General features: G+C 43.3%; 21 protein-coding genes. 8 read left to right on the plus strand and 13 right to left on the minus strand.

Annotated elements, in window-relative coordinates; translation table 11 throughout:
* Window positions 1–34 precede the first annotated feature (34 nt).
* Together ACYQ2O_RS02905 and ACYQ2O_RS02910 are read left to right on the plus strand one after the other, a co-directional pair.
* Complete coding sequence (locus ACYQ2O_RS02905; RefSeq protein WP_459795943.1) at window positions 35–670, plus strand: YigZ family protein; 636 nt, start codon at window positions 35–37, stop codon at window positions 668–670.
* Between the two features lie 137 nt (window positions 671–807).
* Window positions 808–1887 carry an LCP family protein gene (locus ACYQ2O_RS02910; protein WP_459795945.1) on the plus strand — a complete coding sequence of 360 codons (1080 nt, stop codon included), beginning with the start codon at window positions 808–810 and terminating at the stop codon, window positions 1885–1887.
* Window positions 1888–2041: 154 nt separating this feature from the next.
* Here ACYQ2O_RS02910 and ACYQ2O_RS02915 read toward each other — a convergent pair whose 3' ends face one another.
* Window positions 2042–3130: a glycosyltransferase family 4 protein gene (locus tag ACYQ2O_RS02915; RefSeq protein WP_459769897.1), complete on the minus strand. Its 1089-nt coding sequence runs from the start codon at window positions 3128–3130 to the stop codon at window positions 2042–2044.
* 131 nt (window positions 3131–3261) lie between these two features.
* On the opposite strand from ACYQ2O_RS02915, the gene ACYQ2O_RS02920 reads away from it, so the two are divergent.
* Window positions 3262–4338, plus strand: a complete 1077-nt coding sequence (locus tag ACYQ2O_RS02920; protein WP_459795946.1) for an LCP family glycopolymer transferase — start codon at window positions 3262–3264, stop codon at window positions 4336–4338.
* A 63-nt stretch (window positions 4339–4401) separates the two neighbouring features.
* Here the strand turns inward: ACYQ2O_RS02920 and ACYQ2O_RS02925 are convergent, their stop codons facing one another.
* The 10 genes from ACYQ2O_RS02925 to coaA form a co-directional block, all read right to left on the minus strand.
* Window positions 4402–5112, minus strand: a complete 711-nt coding sequence (locus ACYQ2O_RS02925; protein WP_091265206.1) for a GntR family transcriptional regulator — start codon at window positions 5110–5112, stop codon at window positions 4402–4404.
* A gap of 29 nt (window positions 5113–5141) precedes the next feature.
* Window positions 5142–5840, minus strand: a complete 699-nt coding sequence (locus ACYQ2O_RS02930) for a glucosamine-6-phosphate deaminase (RefSeq protein WP_459769922.1) — start codon at window positions 5838–5840, stop codon at window positions 5142–5144.
* A 7-nt stretch (window positions 5841–5847) separates the two neighbouring features.
* Complete coding sequence (nagA, locus tag ACYQ2O_RS02935; protein ID WP_346025261.1) at window positions 5848–6984, minus strand: N-acetylglucosamine-6-phosphate deacetylase; 1137 nt, start codon at window positions 6982–6984, stop codon at window positions 5848–5850.
* Window positions 6985–7066: 82 nt separating this feature from the next.
* Complete coding sequence (gene nadE, locus ACYQ2O_RS02940) at window positions 7067–7894, minus strand: ammonia-dependent NAD(+) synthetase (protein WP_459795949.1); 828 nt, start codon at window positions 7892–7894, stop codon at window positions 7067–7069.
* A gap of 44 nt (window positions 7895–7938) precedes the next feature.
* A complete protein-coding gene (locus tag ACYQ2O_RS02945) occupies window positions 7939–9423 on the minus strand; it encodes a nicotinate phosphoribosyltransferase (RefSeq protein ID WP_459795948.1) in 1485 nt (494 codons plus the stop codon).
* A gap of 137 nt (window positions 9424–9560) precedes the next feature.
* Window positions 9561–10652 (minus strand): glycosyltransferase family 4 protein, encoded by a 1092-nt coding sequence (locus tag ACYQ2O_RS02950; RefSeq protein WP_346025260.1) that lies wholly within the window; start codon window positions 10650–10652, stop codon window positions 9561–9563.
* Complete coding sequence (locus ACYQ2O_RS02955) at window positions 10649–11386, minus strand: WecB/TagA/CpsF family glycosyltransferase (protein ID WP_346025259.1); 738 nt, start codon at window positions 11384–11386, stop codon at window positions 10649–10651. Before ACYQ2O_RS02955 ends, ACYQ2O_RS02950 begins: the two co-directional genes overlap by 4 nt.
* A gap of 80 nt (window positions 11387–11466) precedes the next feature.
* Window positions 11467–12453, minus strand: a complete 987-nt coding sequence (locus tag ACYQ2O_RS02960; RefSeq protein WP_346025258.1) for a GGDEF domain-containing protein — start codon at window positions 12451–12453, stop codon at window positions 11467–11469.
* 148 nt (window positions 12454–12601) lie between these two features.
* Window positions 12602–12925 (minus strand): hypothetical protein, encoded by a 324-nt coding sequence (locus tag ACYQ2O_RS02965; RefSeq protein WP_346025257.1) that lies wholly within the window; start codon window positions 12923–12925, stop codon window positions 12602–12604.
* 22 nt (window positions 12926–12947) lie between these two features.
* On the minus strand, window positions 12948–13871 hold the full coding sequence (gene coaA / locus ACYQ2O_RS02970; RefSeq protein ID WP_346025256.1) for a type I pantothenate kinase: 924 nt from the start codon (window positions 13869–13871) through the stop codon (window positions 12948–12950).
* A 204-nt stretch (window positions 13872–14075) separates the two neighbouring features.
* On the opposite strand from coaA, the gene mvk reads away from it, so the two are divergent.
* The 5 genes from mvk to ACYQ2O_RS02995 all read left to right on the plus strand — a co-directional run bounded on the left by mvk (window position 14076) and on the right by ACYQ2O_RS02995 (window position 18753).
* Window positions 14076–15029: a mevalonate kinase gene (gene mvk / locus ACYQ2O_RS02975; RefSeq protein ID WP_346025255.1), complete on the plus strand. Its 954-nt coding sequence runs from the start codon at window positions 14076–14078 to the stop codon at window positions 15027–15029.
* Window positions 15022–15990 carry a diphosphomevalonate decarboxylase gene (gene mvaD / locus ACYQ2O_RS02980; RefSeq protein ID WP_346025254.1) on the plus strand — a complete coding sequence of 323 codons (969 nt, stop codon included), beginning with the start codon at window positions 15022–15024 and terminating at the stop codon, window positions 15988–15990. Before mvk ends, mvaD begins: the two co-directional genes overlap by 8 nt.
* Before the next feature lie 36 nt (window positions 15991–16026).
* Entirely contained in the window at window positions 16027–17115 is a 1089-nt protein-coding gene (locus tag ACYQ2O_RS02985; protein WP_346025253.1) for a phosphomevalonate kinase, read from the plus strand.
* Window positions 17116–17127: 12 nt separating this feature from the next.
* A complete protein-coding gene (gene fni / locus ACYQ2O_RS02990) occupies window positions 17128–18180 on the plus strand; it encodes a type 2 isopentenyl-diphosphate Delta-isomerase (protein WP_346025252.1) in 1053 nt (350 codons plus the stop codon).
* 72 nt (window positions 18181–18252) lie between these two features.
* Complete coding sequence (locus tag ACYQ2O_RS02995) at window positions 18253–18753, plus strand: hypothetical protein (RefSeq protein WP_091478209.1); 501 nt, start codon at window positions 18253–18255, stop codon at window positions 18751–18753.
* 318 nt (window positions 18754–19071) lie between these two features.
* Here ACYQ2O_RS02995 and ACYQ2O_RS03000 read toward each other — a convergent pair whose 3' ends face one another.
* The gene (locus ACYQ2O_RS03000) at window positions 19072–19395 is read right to left on the minus strand and encodes an AzlD domain-containing protein (protein ID WP_091478208.1); all 324 of its coding nucleotides are present in this window, start codon (window positions 19393–19395) and stop codon (window positions 19072–19074) included.
* Window positions 19388–20092 carry an AzlC family ABC transporter permease gene (locus tag ACYQ2O_RS03005; RefSeq protein WP_459769302.1) on the minus strand — a complete coding sequence of 235 codons (705 nt, stop codon included), beginning with the start codon at window positions 20090–20092 and terminating at the stop codon, window positions 19388–19390. The genes ACYQ2O_RS03000 and ACYQ2O_RS03005 overlap by 8 nt, the downstream gene beginning before the upstream one ends.
* Window positions 20093–20298 lie beyond the last annotated feature (206 nt).

The raw sequence follows: 20298 nt of genomic DNA on the forward strand, positions 1-20298 counted from the left end.
ACCAACACAAGAACGAATTGAAAGGGACCTGAGTATGAAAAACTTTCGAACTTTGAAACAGAACGGCCAGTATGAGCTGATTATAAAAAAGTCACGCTTCATATGCACATTAGCACGAACAGAGACCGAAGAGGAGGCCCAGCAGTTTATCGATACGCTGAAGAAAGAGCACTGGAAAGCTAATCATAACTGTTCGGCCTACCTCATAGGTGAAGATGGAATGATACAGCGGGCATCTGATGATGGCGAACCCAGCGGAACCGCCGGTGTGCCAATGCTTGAAGTCCTGAAAAAAAATAATCTGCAGAATGTTTCAGCAGTGGTGACCCGCTATTTCGGCGGGATTAAACTTGGAGCTGGAGGTCTAATCAGAGCCTACAGCAGTGCTGTTAGCGAAACACTCAAAGAGCTCGGTATTGTCGAAAAGAGACGCCACCAGTTTATACAGATCACCGTTTCATATCCGATGAGCGGCAGGTTGCAGAATGCTCTCCATCAGTCTACTTATCGTCTGGAATCCATTGACTATACTGACCAGGTCACATTTACCTGCCTAGTCGAGAGTGAACGTATCCATACATTCGAAAAAGAAATCACTGAGTGGACCAGTGCCCAGTTTTCTCAGTCTAACGGGGCTGAGGCATGGGTTGAAGTGCCTATAGATGTCTAAAATAAGAATAAATCGTGAAAAGTGAGCAAATCAGACTGTTATTTTCTTTGAGTCTCTTGACACTTACGGTCATTCAGCCGATAATAATACAGGATTACTTTTTTTAATTATAGTAAGGCATCGAAGGAGACAGTAAAGTGAGTAAATTAAAACCAAATTCTAGAATGTTTTCAAATCATCGTCAGAAAAAGAAAAAGCAGCGAATTGTTCTAGGGATCCTTATTCCATTATTTACTGTCATTCTCATAGGAGCTATGTATGTTGCACATTTATTTGCCACGATCGAAAATGAAATCGATGCTTCATTCGTAGAAATCGACAGGCCGGAACCAGTTGAAGAAGTCAACCCTATCGATCAGCCGGTCTCTTTTCTTTTCATGGGAATCGATAACGACGAAGTGCGTGGCCTTCAATCCACTCGAGCAGATTCCATCTTATATGCTACTTTAAACCCTTTAACACATGAAATGAATATGCTGTCCATTCCACGAGACACCTATGTGCCGATCATGAGAAACGGCACAGTCGTTCGATGGGACCGAATCAATGCCGCTTATGCAATCGGCGAAGAAAGCGTCATGGTCCAGACGATCGAAGAATGGCTGGACGTCCCTGTCCACTACTATGCTACCTTCAATTTTAATGCCTTTTTAGATATTATTGACGAACTTGGCGGTATCGAAATGGAAGTGCCTGTCACGATCACTGAAATGGACTCTTCCGATCAGTCCGGAGCGATCCAACTCGAAAAAGGGGTCCAAAACCTTAACGGAGAAGAAGCCCTGGCTTTAGCTCGAACACGAAAAATCGATGATGATGTTGCACGTGGTCATCGCCAGCAGCTGATTATTGAAGCGATCATTCAGAAAGCTCTTGAATTTCAGTCAATTTCCAAATATACAGCTATTGCTGAGACAGTGGGAAGCAACATGCGTACGAACATGAGAATGAGAGATATGATAGCTATTGCCCAGACTGGGTTGAACCAGGCGTTTACTGTTGAATCACATGTATTTGAATGGTCAAGTTATATTGAAAGAGACATGGACCTGGTTAGGATTCAGCCTCAGAGCTTCACTGCAATCCAGTCCGCACTTCAGGATTCCCTGAACCGTACAGAAAAAGTTGATCAGTCTAGTTTGTCTGAAGACAGATCAGAAACTCAGACCAGCAGTTCCAGCGAAGAGGCATCTGGAGCTGGAGATTCATCAGACTGACCTTGAACTGTCATAAATGTTTCATATTCATGATACAATAAAAATCACGTTTTCAGATCAGTACTATTATCTACTGAACTGGAAACGTGATTTATTTATTTTCGAAGAAAAGTTTACATCCTGTTCTTGAAAAAAGACTATTAACTGGACAGCACTAGTCTTCCCCGTTCAGTTTCCTGCCGAAATCTTTCAGCTTTTTTAATAGCGGACGACGGTCTTCTCCCACAAGCCCTATGATTTCTACAAAGAGCTCGACACCCAACATGACGAAAATAGTCAGAAGAATCGACCCGATCAGTGTTGAAAAATTATAAAGCATGGCGATTACTGAAAAAATAGCAGATACACAGTAGATAGCGAGTACTGTCTGCCTGTGTGATAAGCCCAGAGACATCAGACGATGATGAATATGATTTTTATCCGCAGTTGAAATCGACTGCCTGTTCAATTTCCTTCTTATCATGGCAAACAGCGTGTCCGTGACAGGAATCCCTAAAATAATGATTGGAAGGATAAGGGAGATAAGAGTGGCATTTTTCAACCCTTGAAGGGAGAATACACCGATCATGAATCCGAGGAACAATGCCCCCGTATCTCCTAGAAAGATACTGGCCGGCTGAAAATTATATGGCCAGAAACCTGCTATCGCCGCTACCAGGACGAATGTCATGATCGAAACCGAAACTTCTTCAACGGTGAGGAAGAAAAATCCGATAACTCCCATAGTAAGCAGGGCAATCATAGAAATACCACTTGCTAACCCATCCAGTCCATCGATCAGGTTGATTGCATTGGTCAGACCGACGATCCACAATATGGTAAAGGGCATCTGCCAGGAACCGAAAGAGAGGGTCCCGAAGTAAGGTATCGTCATCGTTTCAAGAGCCACATCCCCAAGCCCGTATACGAGCCCTGCAGCAGTGATTATCCCAATCAGCTTAACCAGAGGCTTCAACTCATATTTATCGTCGATCATCCCGGTGATGACAATCACCGATGCTCCAGCGAAAAGTGGAACGATCTGAATATACGGAATAGGCAGGAGAAAGAATGATGAAAAAAAGAAAGCAATAAAAATAGTGATGCCTCCCATCGTCGGCATAACTTTATCATGCACTCTTCGTTCTTCAGGGACATCCAGTATATTGAATGCCCTGGCGACGACTTTGAAGACCGGTGTTAAAATCAGGGTGCTGATCATGGTAAATATACAAACCATCAGCACAATAAACATATTATACATATTCCTACTCATTTCTTTAAACATTTTATATGATTATAGCATCCTGTATGGAAAAATCCCAATTGCAATTAAAAACAACTTGAATTAAACTTATTAATAACACACATTCCTGTTTTAGAAAAGAGGGCTCTATGCAATCAGACAGACAGACACAAAAAGAAAAACGAAAATTATGGGTTAAACGTAGCTTGCTGACTGCTGTCATAGCTCTTGCCATTGTAGTCGGTACCTTTTCAGGATACTATGGCTATCAAATCGTTCAGCTCCTGGCAGATGTCTCTGAAGATACTCCCGAAGAACTGAGGGATACTTCAGAAAGTGATGAATCGATCAGAGCTATGCACCCGATTTCGATTCTCGCTCTCGGACTGGACGAAGATGACGTATCGAGCCGCTCTGATTCCATGATGGTTATTACGCTGAACCCAGGGCAGGAATCAACGAAAATCGTTTCAATCCCGCGTGATACACTTATCACCTTGCCAAACAGTGACAGGCAGGAAAAAATGAACGCCCTTCATGCCATTTACGGCATTTCTGGTGTTGTCGATTATATTGAAGACTACCTGGCCATTCCCTTATCCTTCTATGTAACGTTAAATTTTGACGGTCTGGTCGATTTAGTAGATGCTGTAGGAGGTATTACTGTTGACTCCCCGCTGTCCTTTACCGTACAGGACAGTGAGGAAACCTTAAATGCCATAGAGATCGAAGAAGGTATGCAGAAACTTGACGGAGAACAGGCACTCGGCTACGCCAGAATGCGGAAGCAGGATCCACGCGGTGATTTCGGTCGACAGGAAAGACAGCGTCAGGTCATCGAAGCCCTGGCAGATAAATTACTCTCTTTCGGTTCGATTGCTAATCTGACCCCCATCCTTAATGCGATTCGTCCCAATATGCAGACCAATATGACGGGACAGCAGATCATGTCTGTTGCATCAAACTACAGACCAGCTGCACAGAGTGTAGAATCCATAGAGATCGCCGGTACAGAAGATTTTGTCTACTTCCCGGAATATGGTCATGAGTTGTATGTATACCGGCCTTATGAACAAAGCCTGCTCGCTGTTCAGGAAGAACTGCAGGCCCATCTGGAACTGGAAGATGTTCTTGAGACTGGAATAGACGAAGATCTTCCTCTTGAGAACGACAACAGTTCAGATGATACCACAGATGAATCTAGAAATGATACGATTACAGACTGATCCATTACCCGATATATAGAAAAAGTGAAGACAGCCCCCTTGTACCGGGTCTGTCTTCACTTTTTATTTCGTTGCCTCCAGAAAGAACTCATATCTTGCCCCTACGTACTGGGCACGTACATATTCAAAAGGTTCATTATTTTGTGTGTAACTGACCTGTCTAAGTCTCAGGATAGGGGCTTCCCTCTTAATATGAAGCAGGTCTGCTACCTTTTCAGAGGCCCATGTCGCCGAGATAGTTTGCTCGGCTCTAGCTACTTCAAACCCCTCTTCTGATAGTGTGCGGTATAGATGACGAGTCAGCTGTTCTTTACTGAATTTCTCGACGATCCGCTGAGGAAGAGTGGCCACCTCAAAGCAGATCGGTTCCCCGTCTGCATAACGAATCCTCTCCATGACCAGAACTGCTTCTCCCCGACCGAGCTGAAGTTTTTCAGCTTCACTTTCACTGGCCCGCTTTGAGTAATAAGACACCAATGTGCTCGATGGCTGTTTTCCGAGCTGTTCTATGGTTTCTGTAAAACTTGGTATGCCGCTCAGTTTTTCCCGGACTTTATCAGAAGCCACAAATGTACCGGCACCCCTTCGTCTTTCAAGCAGCCCTTCTTCTACCAGCGAACTCACTGCTTGTCTTGCTGTCATTCTACTTACACCAAAGGTTTCAGCAAGCGCTCTTTCTGAGGGTATCTTCTGCCCTTTTTTCCATTCATTTGAAACAATCATTTGTCTCATTTTATTGTGCATTTCAATATATACAGGAATTCTGTTAGTCATTTGCATTCCTTTCTAAAAAAGAGACGATATTACAGCTGACTGGCAGCTTCCTCATCTACTATGATAACGACATCAGGATGTGTCTGAAGAATACTCGAAGGAACTTCTTCTGTTACAGGTCCGTGGACGGTTCTCGCTATCGCTTCCGCCTTGTTCTCACCATATGCCATTAATATAATCTTCTTAGCAGACATAATAGATTTAATCCCCATAGAGAAAGCATGTCTTGGTACATCTTCTTCGGAATCGAAATAGCGTTTGTTAGCATCGATTGTTTCCTGTGTCAGAGTAACTTTGTGCGTCTTACTATCAAATGGTGTTCCCGGTTCATTGAATCCGATATGTGCATTTGTTCCGATCCCGAGTATCTGAACATCGATCGGATGAGCATCAATTATTTTATCGTACTTTTCCGGCTCTGTGTTTTCATCTCCAAGTCCATCCGGTATAAATGTCTGCTTGAATGGCTTATAATCGAATAACTGTTTTTTCATAAAAGTATGGTAACTCTGAGGGTGATCTTTTGATAAACCAATATATTCGTCCAGATTGATGGCTGTCTTATCTGAAAAATCCAGATCACTTTCTCTTAATTCTCTATAAAGTGTTTCAGGAGTGCTTCCTGTTGCAAGTCCAAACACTTCCGCTCCACTTTGAATCGCTTCTTTGATCAATTCAAACGCCTTTTTCCCTCCTTCGTTTCTATCTTTTACTTTTATAATTTTGATAGTGCTATTAGTTGATTTCATGTATCTTCCCTCCTGAGATAGTAGATAAAATAGTTAAATTTTCATCCATGATGAGCAGGTCTGCATCACAGCTTGGCTTCAGCTGACCTTTCTTATTGAGTCCAAACTCTTTAGCTTGATTGAATGCACTCATTTTAACAGCTTCTTCTATAGAGCAGCCTGTATAGTCAATCATGTTTCTGAACGCATCAATGAAGGTCAGGACGCTGCCTGCGAGCGACCCATTTTCAAGCCGCGCCTGCTTGTCTTTAACTGTAACAGTTTGTCCGCCCAGCTCACTTTCTCCATCAGGTAAGCCCTTCGCACGCATAGAATCTGTAATGAGCTGAATGCCGTCCGCTCCTTTAGTCTGGTAAGCAAGTCTGACCATCGGCTCTGAGATGTGATAGCCGTCCACAATCATCTCTACCATCACTTCTTTTTCAAGTAGACCATAGCCGCTGACACCAATCTCTCGATGATGCAGACCTTTCTGACCATTAAAGAGATGGGTGATGTGTGTGGCTTTAGATGCCTTCAGTTCCTCGTATGAAGCGCCTGAATGTCCAGCTGAAAGAACGATCCCATTTTCAGAACAGTACTCTTCAAATTCCTCTATGTCTCCAGTCTCCGGTGCATAAGTGATCAGTTTGATCAGCCCACCGCTTTCTTCCTGCCACTTTTTAAGCGTATCAAGTTGAGCTGGTCGAATAAAAGCCTCCGGTTGAGCTCCTTTAAAGTCTTTTGATATGAATGGTCCTTCAATATGAATACCCTGGATGACTGAATTGCTTTCAGCAGCCTCTTTTACAGCTTTGACAGCAGCTTCGATCTGCTCATCGGATTGAGTGATCGTTGTTGCAAAGTAAGAAGTGATTCCCTCTTCAAGCATTTTATTGACCATTTCACCTATCTTGTCAGCGTCTGCATCCATCACATCCACTCCATATCCGCCATGACTATGGACGTCTATAAAGCCTGGGATGATCATTTTTCCATCAAGATCCTGTACTTCATCCGTTTCTTCTTCTTCAAAGGCTTCCATTTTACCTACACCAGTGATTTCCTCTGTGAAGCGGATATAGCCGTTGTCGATTTTTCCTTCGCCAGTATAAATACAGGCGTTTATCATTACTTTTGCCATGACAATCCTCCCTATATTTTATGTATATAAAACCCTTCACCGGTAAGCAAAGGGTTTTATCATAATCAATGACCGGTTGATCTTACTTCCAGAACTCATCAAATATGGTTATAGGTAGATGACGTTTATGCTGGGTTTTGAGATACCAGTCTTCAATTGTTTCAGCAGCTTCTTTAGACACTTCTTCGCCGATCAGGTATCGGTCGATCTCATCATAAGTGACCCCAAGAGCCTCTTCGTCAGCTAGACCAGGCTTGTCGCTTTCAAGGTCAGCTGTTGGTGTCTTCTCTACCAGATGCTTAGGTGCATCAAGTTCTCTAAGAAGCTGTTTTCCCTGCTCCTTGTTCAGTCGGAACAGAGGATTAAGATCCGTACCGCCATCTCCGTATTTGGTAAAGAATCCTGTCACTGCTTCAGCCGGATGATCCGTACCCAGTACTACGCCGTCAGTATCTCCAGCAATGCCGTACTGAGCGATCATTCGTGCGCGAGCTTTAATATTTCCTTTATTGAAATCACTGATTTCAAAATCATTCGATTCCAGACTTTTTTCCAGTGCATCTACAGATCCCTTGATATTGACTTTGAATACTTTGTCAGGCTGAATCCATTCGATAGCATCAATGGCATCTGCTTCATCTGCCTGCTCACCATATGGCAGCCGCACAGCGATAAAAGCATAGTCTTCTCTGCCCGTCTCTTTCCTTAACTCTTCCACAGTCAACTGGGCAAGTTTCCCTAATAGAGTGGAATCCTGTCCTCCTGATAACCCCAGGACGAGTGTCTTCAAAAAGCTGTGCTTTTTAAAGTAATCTTTCATAAGATCGATCGATTTTCTTATTTCTTCTTTAGGATCGATTTCAGACTGTACCTGCATTTCCTCTACAATCAGTTTCTGTAAATCTGACATCATAATAATCGCTCCTCCGGTTTGATTTTTAGATATGACTCGATTTAAAACAAGGCATCTTTTTCTGAATGCTTAGATTTTGCAATCTCCTTGAACAGCTTGATCGTTTCAACTTTCGCATCATATAGCTCCTGGGACAAGTCGACTGGATACGGTTCCGGATTCAGCAGCCGCTTATTCTCTTCCCATTGTTCCGACAGACTTTCTTCAGCATATCTTTTGATTTCTTCAAGTTCGGGCATGTCATACACCAGTTCACCGTCTACAATAATATCCTGCAGAAGAGGACGGGCAGTAAAATCTTTTACTGTCTTGTTGATGTATGTGTACTGAGGATGGAACATGTACAATTCGTCCTGCTGATCAGGCCGTTCCTCGTCCAGTGCAATATAGTCCCCTTCAGGCTTCACATTATTCTTGGAGCGGATGCGCCAGACCTGCTTTTTGCCTGGTGTAGAAATTTTGGCCGCATTGGCTGTCAGTTTAAGCGTGTGATGCATCTCTTGGTCGTTCCCCTCGACCGAAACGATTTTATAGACTGCTCCTAAAGCAGGCTGATCGTAGGCCGTTATCATCTTAGTTCCTACGCCCCAGACATCGATTTTTGCTCCCTGCATCTTGAGGTTCAGGATAGTCTCAGCATTCAGATCGTTGGAAACGTAAATTTTAGCATCTGGATAGCCTGCTTCGTCAAGCTCCTGTCTGACTCTCTTGGACAAGTAGGATAAATCTCCTGAATCCAGTCTCACACCCTGGAAGTTGATCCGGTCTCCCATTTCATTCGCTACTCGAATAGCATTGGGGACACCTGAATCCAATGTGTGATACGTATCAACTAGGAACACACAGTCTTTATGTGTTTCGGCATACGCTTTAAATGCCTGGTACTCATCTCTGTAGGCCTGCACTAGTGCATGGGCATGAGTGCCTGCAGCAGGAATCCCGAAAATTTTTGCGGCTCTTGTATTACTTGTCGAGTCGCAGCCCCCGATATAAGTAGCACGTGCCCCCCATAAAGCTGCATCAAATTCTTGAGCACGCCTTGCTCCAAATTCAAGGACCGGATCATTTCCGGCAGCACTTTTGATCTGCGATGCTTTAGTCGCGATCAGAGTCTGGAAATTGACAATATTCAATAGAGCGGTCTCAATCAGCTGACAGTCAGCCAGCGGCCCTTCCACTTGAATGAGTGGTTCGTTGGCAAAAGCAACCTCGCCTTCCTTAAAAGAGCGGATCGTTCCTTTAAAACGCCACTCTTTAAGATAGTCCAGAAAGTCTTCAGGAAATGTTTTAATTTCTCGCAAGTACGCAATATCTGACTCTGAGAACTTTATGTTAGTAATATAGTCGACGACGCGTTCAAGTCCGGCGAAAATCGTATACCCCATGCCGAATGGGTTGGATCGGTAATAGACTTCAAATACTGCTTTTTTTGTATGGTTGGCTTTCTTCCAATGTGTATATATCATATTGAGTTCATAAAAATCGGTATGCAATGCCATACTGTCATCTGCATAAGTTTGATACATTCTTTTTCCTCCTTAAAACGGGCACTTCTCTGTATGCAAGTATACCATAATTCTGACTGACCTGCGCCTCGTCTGTCTGGAATGACTAGTTTTTTGAAACAAAAAAACCAGCTACCTGTTGATGCAGGTCTCTGATTTTAGATTATACTATTATAAAATGCGATTACCTGGTTAGACTGTTCACTTAAGGAGAACTTTAATGCTGCTTTTCTCAATTGTCTGCCTTTCATCTGCAAACTTCCCTGTTGCCATTCTTTTTGAGCGGAGATCAAAGCTGATTTCAACTCTTCTCGGCTTTCGTTCTTAATCAACCAGCCAATATCTGGAGTGTTCAGAAGATTGTTTACATCCCCTACATCAGTAGCAATTACAGCAACCTCTTGTTCAGCTGCTTCAAGCAAAACGAGGGGAAAACTTTCACTCCTAGAGGGATGGACTAGAAGATCACTGCGCCTAATTAAGGTTTTTAGCTCGTCAGAACCTAGCCATCCATTGAAATAAAACTTAGCAAGTCCTTCATGCTTCTCTGCTCGTACCTTTAACCGCTCATATTCTTCCCCTTCTCCACAAATATGAACCTGGCATTCAAACTCTTTCATATCTGATAAAGCATCAAATAGAAGGTCATGATTTTTAATAGGATGCAATCTTCCAATTGTGATAATTGAGAATACATCTGTAATTCTATCTGATGAATCGATGGGCTTAGGTGCAGCAAAGTCGATACCATTATTAATAACTCTTATCCTATCTGTCTGAACACCTAAATCGATAATAATGTCTTTAATTTCCTTGGAAACTGCAATAACTCCATTTGCTCCAGTCAGACAGGTCGTATTTATTTTTTCGAATACTTTCCATTTTAAATTTTTCTTTTCAAAATCGAGTAGAGGATTGCTGTGAATCGTTGTCACCCATTTGGCTTTTATAAAGGGGCTTAGAAGTCGAATAAAGAGATTGGCGCGAGGGCCGTGTGAATGGACAATATCAAACTCCTGACTGTTAATGTACTTTAACAGGTGTATCAGTACACGAAGATCATATCTGCTCTTCTGCTCAAATACTGTGACTTTCAGCCCCCTTTGCCTAGCTGCCTGAGCAACCGGCCCCTCTTCCAAAACGAGCAGTTCAGCTGACTCACCTGTCTCCTCAAGTGCACAGAGTAAAGAAACGATATGGACCAGTCCACCACCAAACTCGTTTCCTGCGTTGATATGGGCTGTTTTCATATCGTTTCTTCCTTCTTGTTCTGTCTGTAAACTTCCCTTATGAAATAAGGCAGGGCAAGCATGCGCTTGTATCTTGACGGCTGCTTGGCGAGTCGGTAAAGCCATTCGATATGGAACCGTTGAACTAAGTACGGGGCACGTTTGGTTTTACCCGAGAGGACATCAAAGCTTCCGCCTACTCCGACCGCAATCCCATAATCAGCCGCTGCCAGATAAGACTTAATCCATTTCTCCTGTCTGGGAAAACCGAAAGCTACCAGAACAATATCAGGTCGAGTGGCTTTGACCTTCTCAATCATCTGAGGGTCTTCGTGATTGAAGTAGCCGTGATGGTATCCGGCGATTTCAAGATCTGGCCATTTCTCACTGACATTACTGACAGTCAGATTAATGATGTCTTCTTTGGCGCCGATAAAATACACCCGTTTATTGCTCAGGCTTGCTAGCTCAAGAAGGCCCAGCATCAATTCGAATCCAGGAACTCTCTCCTTGATTGGGGTCTGAAGTTTTCTGGAGGCCTGAACTATCCCGATTCCGTCCGGTGCAATAAAATCAGCCTCCATCAACAGTTTATAATAGTCCGGATTGTCATGAGCATACATGACAATTTCAGGATTAGCAGTCACAAGAAAAGTCTTTTCTTTTCTGTTCATACGTTCATACAGTCTTTCCAGAAATTCTTTTCGTGTCATATTGTCAAAAGGAATACCAAGAATCGTTATCTTATTCTGCATTTAAATGTTCATCCATTCTTGTTAAAAAAAGTAAAGCTGAAGATACATAGTCAGAAGCAGGTAACATTCAGAGCATTTAGTTAGTCTATAGCTACCTGATTTTTACCATTTTGTTTGACTTTATAAAGCAGACGGTCCGCACGGTTAAAGAATTGACTAACTGTTTCCGACGGACGAAATTCAGCAATTCCTGCACTGCTGGTCACTTCAGCCGGTTCAGTAAAGTCATTCCCATGAAAAGAAAGGCGAATCGACTCAGCTAAATCTCTCGCTTCTCTCAAATTTGTACCTGGAAGAACGAGAAGGAATTTGCCACCCTCAAAAGTTCCCGCCAGATGACCTTCCTGAAGTTTTTCCTGTATAATCACTGCAGCTTTCTTAATCAGTTCATCCCCGAAAAGAGGACCATAAAGAGAATTGTGTTTTTGAAGATTATCTATGTCAAAAACTATCATAGATAAGGTTTCCAGCTTATTCTTGCTTGTTTTTGATATGAGACTGCCCAGCTTGACAAGGATATTAGACCGGTTATACAGCCCTGTCATCACGTCCCGTTTAGACTGAAGTTCCCACTCTTTGTTTTTTCTCAACAGCTCTTCTTTTTCCTCTGCATAGTCAGAAACATCAAAAACGATTCCTGAGAGGAAAAGAGGACTCCCGTCTTCTGACCGCTGAGTAACTTTACCCCGGTCATAATACGTTTTATAGCTTCCATCTTTTGTCCTGATCCGATATCTGACTTCCCATACGGGTATTTTACCAGCAAGATGATCTCTCATTTCATCCATAACACGTTCATAGTCATCCGGGTGGAGACGCTCAGTAAAGAACTGAAAATCCACATAGTCGGGAAGTTCTTCCTTCGTGTATCCCAGCGCTGTAGCTTTTTTCGGGTTGAAAGTGACTTTATTAGCCGGAAAGTCCCAGAACCAGTGTCCCAAATTGCCTGTCCATGCAAATTCGAGCGAATCCTGCTGTTCCTGCTGATCAAGCAACTCTCGATTTAATCTTCTGACGGTCGCCAGTTCTTCTTTCAATCGTTCGATTTCCTGTTCTTCTTCGTTCATAAAATCGTCTCCTTTAGTATATCCAGTATAATACAGAAAGCTTACTATTTATACATCTGGAAAGATCTAATCAGAGAAATAAGAGAGAGTTCACATAATTGTCGATTTTAAAGGAAAGACAGCTCGATGCTTATCTAATATTTTTTTATTAATCTTCAGATCTCTCGATCGAAATCAGATGAACTTGAAGAGGATGACTCTCCATAACTGGCCCTTCATGAGTAACCATTACCTGATCCCCCAGTTCGAAGTTCTGATTATCTCCTGGATTGATAGAAACTTCAGTACCCGCTTGCCGAATTTCTTCTCCTTCATCCGGCTCGATAATCAACGTGCCATCTTCTGCTACTCGAATTACTGTGCCTGAAAATACAGACGGTTCTTCCCTGTCAGCTGGATCACCTGTATCCTGTGCCCTGCATCCTGCTGAAACGATGATGAAAAGAGCCATAAAGGCTGCTATTTTCTTCATTTCATCCCTTCTTTCGCTTGATTTAATGTTTTTTAAGAAGAAGCTGATCGATAAAATGATCAGTGGTCTTGTGAATAATCATGTCGGCTCTAAAACGTGTTGGAAGAATATATTCCTGAAGATTCTTCAAGTTGATGGTCCGCCAAACATTTTTAGCCATTTTAAAAGCCTCTTTTCTGTCGCCGACTGCATAAGGGTAATAATAGTTACTTGGATCCTTGAAAGCTGTCTGGAGAAGAAGACCGAAACGCTCGAGGTACCATTTTTCGATACGATCAGGTTCAGCATCCACATAAAAACTGAAATCAAAGAAATCGCTCACAAATATTTTTTCATTGGCAGGAAGCTGAAGGACGTTGATTCCTTCTACAATAAGGATATCCGGCTGGTCAATAGTTTCAAACTGATCAGGAACGATATTGTATAACTTATGTGAATACAGTGGGACTTTAATATTCCGACGTCCGCTTTTTACATCTCCCATGAATGAAATAAGCCTGTGCATGTCATAACTTTCAGGGAAGCCTTTACGATTAAGCAGATTTCTTTCCTGAAGAACTTCATTCGGATACAAGAACCCATCAGTCGTAATCAGGTCAACTTTCTTATTCGGATAGGCTCTGGCCATCATGGTCTGAAGAAAACGAGCCAGTGTGCTTTTTCCAACTGCTACACTTCCGGCAATACCAATGACATACGGCTCTTTTGACTCTGGTCGATTCAGGATTTTTTTAATTTCTTTCTGTCTTTTATGATAATGCTTCAGATACTGATGCAAAATTTGAAGAATAGGCAAGTATATTTCTTTCACGTCTTTGACAGAAACCCGGTCATTCAATGATCTCAGTGATTCCACTTCCTGATCTGATAAGGAAATCTCAGTGCGGTTGTTCAGATTTTTCCATTCTTCTCTGTTAATGATATAAAACGAATCGGATTCTCTCATCCGTTTCCCTCCGCTCTATGCTAATAATCTCTCCTAGTTTACCAAATGTGCATACCTCTTCACAATATAGCTGTTTTTATTTCGGGTACTAAATTAAAACTTTAATTAATTTTAAAGATCACTTGTTATGATAAATTAGTGTTTTTGTATAATATAAGTTAAGATAAATAAGATCAATCCTACTAGAACAACCGAGGTGAATTCATGAAGACCCTATCAGATCAGGCAGTCGGTACTGCACATGGAAAAATCATTCTTATTGGCGAGCATGCTGTCGTCTACAATGAACCGGCTATCGCCATGCCCTTTATGGCCACTCCAGTTGAGGTCATTATAGAAAAAATCAACGGAGGAAGTGTCATATCTTCCAGTTATTACCAGGGTCTTTTACAAACAGTCCCTGATTCACTTAAGAACTTAAAAAGTCTGATCCAGTCGATCTGCAGTGATCTGAATCAGCCTGTTGATGGTCTGAGCATATCCATATCCAGCCTGATCCCGCCTGAAAGAGGAATGGGCTCCAGTGCGGCGGTGGCAACGGCACTTGTTCGTGCTTTATTTGCCTATTTCGAAAGAGATATTGCTCATGATACTTTACTGAATTATGTTGAAATTTCTGAAAAAATCGCTCATGGGAATCCTAGCGGCCTGGATGCACGTGTTACCAGCAGTGCATCACCTATTTACTATAAAAAGAACAGTCACTTTGCCTCGATTCCTTTGCATGTCTCAGGCTACCTTATCGCTGCAGACACCGGCATGAAAGGTCAGACCAAGAAAGCAGTCAGAGATGTTGCGAGACAGATGGAACGGGCATCGCATCAAACACTGACGATCATAAAGAAAATCGGTCATCTGACGGAAGAAGCAAGGCTGGCCATTCAGGATGATCATGTTGAGCTCCTTGGTGAACTGCTGACGCTTTCCCATGACTGCCTCAAGCAGATCAATGTGAGCAATGACCGACTCGATCATCTGGTAGACACCGCTATAAAGAATCATGCCCTGGGAGCAAAACTGACGGGTGGCGGTCGTGGTGGATGTATGATCGCACTGGCTCGTACAGCTAAGCAGGCTAAACTGATCGCACATAAACTGATGGAGAACGGAGCAGTCGAAACCTGGATCCATGCATTAGGAGAGAATAGCAATGAATAAATGGGTACGTGCACACACAAACATCGCCCTGATTAAATACTGGGGAAAAGAGAATGAAGACCTGATCATTCCTAAAAATAACTCTCTGTCACTCACATTAGATGCGTTTTATACAGATACTTCTGTAACATTTGATGATGCACTGACTGAAGATGAACTCATCCTTGATGGAGATAAGCAGGATGCCCGAACATTAAGCAAGGTTCAGAGAGTTCTGGATGAAGTAAGGACACTCGCAGGGCTCGAATCTAAAGCACGTATTGAAAGCATCAATCATGTACCAACTGCAGCTGGACTGGCTTCCTCAGCATCTGGTCTCGCGGCTCTTGCCGGTGCAGCAAGTCAGGCAGCCGGACTAGATTTATCTGATCAAGAATTATCCAAGCTTGCACGCATAGGATCCGGTTCAGCCTCTAGAAGTATATTCGGTGGATTTGCTGAATGGATCAAAGGGCATGATCACGATTCTTCTTACGCTGTTCCAGTTGATGACGCCCAATGGGATATCGGTATGCTGTTCATTATTGTCAACGATGCTAAAAAAGATGTCTCAAGCCGGGACGGAATGAAACGGACAGTCGAGACATCTCCCTTCTACGACGGGTGGCTGAATTCACTGGACGCTGATTTGTCTGCCATGAAGCAGGCTGTTTCCTACCGTGATATTGAGCAGGTCGGTCAGATTGCCGAACGGAATGCGCTTAAGATGCATGCAACAACATTGGGCGCTTCTCCTCCCTTTACTTACTGGACAGCTGAAAGCATGAAAGCAATGGATGCTGTCCGTGAATTAAGAAAGTTGGGCTATACAGCCTACTTCACAATGGATGCAGGCCCGAATGTAAAAATCATCTGCAGACAGTCAGACTTGTCTGCTTTAAAACAGGAACTGTCTAAAACATTTGAAGATAAACAGTTGATTGCTGCAAAACCAGGTCCAGGCCTGCATCTGCTCAACTGATTCCTGTCATCATCTATTTAACGGAGGGAAAGATCCATGCTGCAAAAAGCAGAAGCTAAAGCTCCTGGAAAACTCTTTATAGCCGGTGAATATGCAGTTGTCGAACCAGGGTCTCCCGCAGTCATCGCTGCTGTTGACCGGTTCATTACTGTTTCAGTTTCACCTGCAAGAAAAGAGACAGGGACGATCCACTCCTCTGTTCTTTCAAATGAACCGTTAGACTGGATTATCGGTGATCATGAGGTCATCTTGGAAGAACCGGATCAGAGAGCGTCTATCATGACAGCAACTCTGAAAGCACTCTCACGATATCTTCATGATTACGGCATCAAGCTGGCTCCTCTCGATATATATGTAACAAGTGAAATGGTCAGCAGCGATGGTCTGAAATATGGACTAGGATCCAGCGGAGCAGTAACAGTCGCTCTCATACAGGCTGTTACTCGAGCGTACGCACTTAATTTGAACCCTTTACAGGTTTATAAGCTTGCCTGCCTCTCCCATCTATCTTTGGGAAGCAGAGGATCCTTCGGAGATCTCGCTGCAGCCAGCTTTACAGGGTGGATAGCCTATACCCGTTTCAGCAGTCAGCCTGTTTACGATATGCTTGATTCTCTCAGTACGAGAGAATCAGTCGAGCGACACTGGCCTGATCTGATGATCGAGTCCCTGCCACCCATCAATAACTTACACTTCCTGGTAGGCTGGACAGGAGCACCCGCGTCCACTGAAAACCTGGTCAAAACGGTTTCCCGTTCAGATGATGCACTGACTTACACTCGATTCCTCGAAGAAAGCAGGCACTGTGTAACCGATCTGATCGATGCCATCAAAAAACAGAATCAGGAAGGGTTTCTTGCAGCCCTCTCCCGGAACCGGGACATTCTATATGCAATGACGGCTTTCCAGAAACGTGTATATGTCACACCTCTTCTAGAAAAACTGCTTCAGACAGCCGATGCACATCAGGCTACTGGCAAAATTTCCGGAGCTGGCGGTGGTGACTGCGGTATCGCCTTTTTACCTGATGAAATGGATCCTCAACCTCTTTTGTCCGAATGGAAAAAAGAGGGGATCACCCCACTTTCACTGGCTGTTTATCATGAGCCAACTAAACTGACTTAATGGAGTGACCTTATGCCTAAATCAAATAACAGAAAAAACGAACATGTTTCGTTGTCAGAAAAATTCTATGACGGACAAGTCTCGTCTTTTAAAGATATTTCTTTTGTCCATCATTCTTTTCCAGAAATGGATGTCTCCGATGTCGATCTGTCCGTTTCTCTAGAAGGACTCAACTTTTCTGTCCCCTTCTTCATCAACGCTATGACTGGAGGAAGCGAATGGACCGGAAAAGTAAATGAGAAACTGGCCATCATCGCACGTGAAACAGGTCTGGCTATGGCTACCGGCTCAGTGAGTGCCGCTTTAAAGGATCCTGAACAGGAAGAGTCATTTAAGATCGTTCGTAAAGTTAATCCTGATGGCCTGGTATTTGCTAATCTAGGAGCTGGACATGGACTGGAAAATGCAAAAAAAGTCGTGGATATGCTGGACGCTGATGCATTTCAGATTCATATCAATGCGCCTCAGGAAATTGTCATGCCGGAAGGTGACCGCGAATTTAAAGGATGGCTGGACAATATTGAATCCATAGTAAATGGACTTGATGTGCCCGTCATAGCTAAAGAAGTCGGCTTCGGCATGAGTCGAGAAACCATCCGTTCACTGGAATCTATCGGTGTAAAGCTGATCGATATCAGTGGTCAGGGTGGAACCAATTTTGCACAGATCGAAAATTTCCGTCGCAAAGATTTTAAGCTGGATGATCTGGAAGAATGGGGTCAGACAACCGCGGTGTCATTATTAGAAGCGGGAGATAGCATAGTGAATGCCCACGTCATTGCCTCCGGCGGTATTCGTCGTCCGATGGAAATGGTCAAAGCCCTGTCACTCGGTGCATCACTCAACGGACTGTCAAGCCAATTCATGCATATGGCACTCAAAGACGTGGACCAGGCTATTGTGACGATCAGTCAGTGGAAGACTGAACTGGCGCATATCATGACGCTCTTGGGGGCCAAAACAGTAACTGACTTAAGGAAAACTGATGTCATCATCTCTGGCAAGACTGCGCAATGGTGTCATGCAAGAAACATCTCAATCCAGAAATATGCTTCCCGTACCTAAACGGGAAGTTTTTTCATATCATCTGAGATGTGCTATGAAATTTAGTAACCTAAGTTAAGGAAAGGTGATCTAATGGCAGACAGGAAAAACAACTTCTTTCACTTTGGATTATGGCAGCTGATCTATATTGTTTTACAGTGCACATGGGGGCTTCTTCAGAGCACTCTTGGTTTCATTCTATTTCTAATTCATTTCCGATGCCCTCATGACCGTTTTCATGGCAGCATCCGTACAAAATGGTCAACATTGAACGGCATATCGCTGGGCCTGTTCATTTTCACGCCCAACGACAAACATAGTCGACTTCTCCGAAGATATAATGGGAACCAGCTTCGTCTGACTGACCAATGCGAACGCATGTCAGTTCATGAATATGGCCACACCTATCAGTCGCTCATTCTTGGTCCGCTCTACCTCTTCACCGTGGGCATCACTTCATTGGGCTGGTCCCGACTGAATCGCTACAAGCAATTACGAAAAGAATACGGGATTCCGTATTCTTCATTATGGACAGAGCGGTGGGCTAACAATCTGGGGGAAAAAGTACTTGGACGGCCATCGATCAGACATTAATTCAAAGCATACTTAAAGCACAGCTTGGGTGATTGACTTCTCTCCCCTAAACTGTGCTTTTTATGTACCAAGAACTCCTACTCTCTTTTCTGGATTTAGACTTGTTCGAGGTCGGCTGGGGTCTTTTGAGCAGGCTGAGATTTATTAGGTTGATTCTGACAGACGTCAGAATCTTCTTAATGCTTAAGTTCAGTTGCCTAAGCGTTGATATTGTCTGGAGTCTGCCTCAGAACCCACTCGAGCTCTTTTTTCTCCCCAGTTTGTCACAAGACACGACTTAGAACACATTCAGACCGTAGTCCCACCCAGGTTGGACTACTAGACGATGAGCCACATCAAGGTGATCGCACTGACTCCTAGAATCATAGACCAGAGCAGACTTCTAGTTTTTATAGCCAGTAAAATGACAAGAACAGAAGGCAGCAGTTTTATATTCATGACAGGATTCAGATTAAAAGACTCCTCCCAGAAAAACACATCGGAGGCTACAAGAGCCGCAAAAATAGACACCGGGATGAAGGACATCCAGCGGCTTAAAGAAGGTGAAATCTCTTTTTTACTCAACAGAAGCAGCGGAAAGAAGCGTGGAATGAATGTCACGACAGCCATTCCCGCTATTAGTACGACTTGATGTTCAAGCATGGCTGTTTCCTCCTTTAATGCGATCGGTTCTATTTTCAACTATATAGCCTATGCATGAAGCTAAAACTGTCGCGATGACCAGTGCGATGTTGTGCTGAAGAACTACTGTCAGAATGACTGTAAAGCAGACTGAAGCAATTGCCGCCACAATATGTGCCTTAGACACGAACTGCATAACCATCATACACAGAAACATAGCAATGAGTGCATAGTTCATTATGAGTGTGTTGATGGGAAACTGACTTCCGATTACTCCACCAAGAATGGTACTGACGATCCATGTGCTGTAGTTGGACAGACTGGTCACCAATGCCTCATTTGGGTGCCACTGATTATTCTGAAACCTGGAGTAGTTGATGCCAAAGGACTCATCAGACAAGGTATGACCGAAGAGTCCTAGATAAAGTAAGGACTTATCTTTGACAAAGCTCGATATACTGGCAGACATCAGAACATGTCTCAGATTCAGGAAAAAAACCATAAGGATAACCGACGGAACAGACGCACCCATGACCACCAGGCTTGCCGCAAGGAACTGGGCTGCTCCCGCGTAAACCAGCAGACTCATCATCATAATCTGTCCGACCGTAAAGCCGGCATCATACAAGACGATTCCACAGGCTATTCCCAAGGCTATATAACTCGCCATAATGGGTGTACTGGCTTTTACACCACTCATAATCGTATCTCTATTCATCTACAGCACCTCTACTTCTATGTAAATATTATAATAGTATAGCATAGTTTTTCGGCTATTAAAAAAGCAGCCTTCAAGAGTATGTGTCAAGACTTTGGCGGAAACTTTTTTTCTAGAGATGGTAACTCTTCAATTTTAATATTAAAATGGCTCATTCTGTGTGTTTCATTACCCAAACATTTTCTTCAGTTGTCCCATTGGACTTG

This window comes from Alkalibacterium sp. m-11 (assembly GCF_054658155.1).

What these genes read in the sequence shown, in the direction of transcription:
- mvaD (WP_346025254.1), top strand. Translation starts at nt 15,022, where the DNA reads ATGAATAAATGGGTACGTGCACACACAAACATCGCCCTGATTAAATAC.
- ACYQ2O_RS02920 (WP_459795946.1), top strand. Translation starts at nt 3,262, where the DNA reads ATGCAATCAGACAGACAGACACAAAAAGAAAAACGAAAATTATGGGTT.
- fni (WP_346025252.1), top strand. Translation starts at nt 17,128, where the DNA reads ATGCCTAAATCAAATAACAGAAAAAACGAACATGTTTCGTTGTCAGAA.
- coaA (WP_346025256.1), bottom strand. Translation starts at nt 13,871, where the DNA reads ATGAGAGAATCCGATTCGTTTTATATCATTAACAGAGAAGAATGGAAA.
- ACYQ2O_RS02995 (WP_091478209.1), top strand. Translation starts at nt 18,253, where the DNA reads ATGGCAGACAGGAAAAACAACTTCTTTCACTTTGGATTATGGCAGCTG.
- ACYQ2O_RS02925 (WP_091265206.1), bottom strand. Translation starts at nt 5,112, where the DNA reads ATGACTAACAGAATTCCTGTATATATTGAAATGCACAATAAAATGAGA.
- nadE (WP_459795949.1), bottom strand. Translation starts at nt 7,894, where the DNA reads ATGTCAGATTTACAGAAACTGATTGTAGAGGAAATGCAGGTACAGTCT.
- ACYQ2O_RS02960 (WP_346025258.1), bottom strand. Translation starts at nt 12,453, where the DNA reads ATGAACGAAGAAGAACAGGAAATCGAACGATTGAAAGAAGAACTGGCG.
- ACYQ2O_RS02950 (WP_346025260.1), bottom strand. Translation starts at nt 10,652, where the DNA reads ATGAAAACAGCCCATATCAACGCAGGAAACGAGTTTGGTGGTGGACTG.
- nagA (WP_346025261.1), bottom strand. Translation starts at nt 6,984, where the DNA reads ATGGCAAAAGTAATGATAAACGCCTGTATTTATACTGGCGAAGGAAAA.
- ACYQ2O_RS02905 (WP_459795943.1), top strand. Translation starts at nt 35, where the DNA reads ATGAAAAACTTTCGAACTTTGAAACAGAACGGCCAGTATGAGCTGATT.
- ACYQ2O_RS03005 (WP_459769302.1), bottom strand. Translation starts at nt 20,092, where the DNA reads ATGAATAGAGATACGATTATGAGTGGTGTAAAAGCCAGTACACCCATT.
- ACYQ2O_RS02945 (WP_459795948.1), bottom strand. Translation starts at nt 9,423, where the DNA reads ATGTATCAAACTTATGCAGATGACAGTATGGCATTGCATACCGATTTT.
- mvk (WP_346025255.1), top strand. Translation starts at nt 14,076, where the DNA reads ATGAAGACCCTATCAGATCAGGCAGTCGGTACTGCACATGGAAAAATC.
- ACYQ2O_RS03000 (WP_091478208.1), bottom strand. Translation starts at nt 19,395, where the DNA reads ATGCTTGAACATCAAGTCGTACTAATAGCGGGAATGGCTGTCGTGACA.
- ACYQ2O_RS02985 (WP_346025253.1), top strand. Translation starts at nt 16,027, where the DNA reads ATGCTGCAAAAAGCAGAAGCTAAAGCTCCTGGAAAACTCTTTATAGCC.
- ACYQ2O_RS02955 (WP_346025259.1), bottom strand. Translation starts at nt 11,386, where the DNA reads ATGCAGAATAAGATAACGATTCTTGGTATTCCTTTTGACAATATGACA.
- ACYQ2O_RS02915 (WP_459769897.1), bottom strand. Translation starts at nt 3,130, where the DNA reads ATGTATAATATGTTTATTGTGCTGATGGTTTGTATATTTACCATGATC.
- ACYQ2O_RS02965 (WP_346025257.1), bottom strand. Translation starts at nt 12,925, where the DNA reads ATGAAGAAAATAGCAGCCTTTATGGCTCTTTTCATCATCGTTTCAGCA.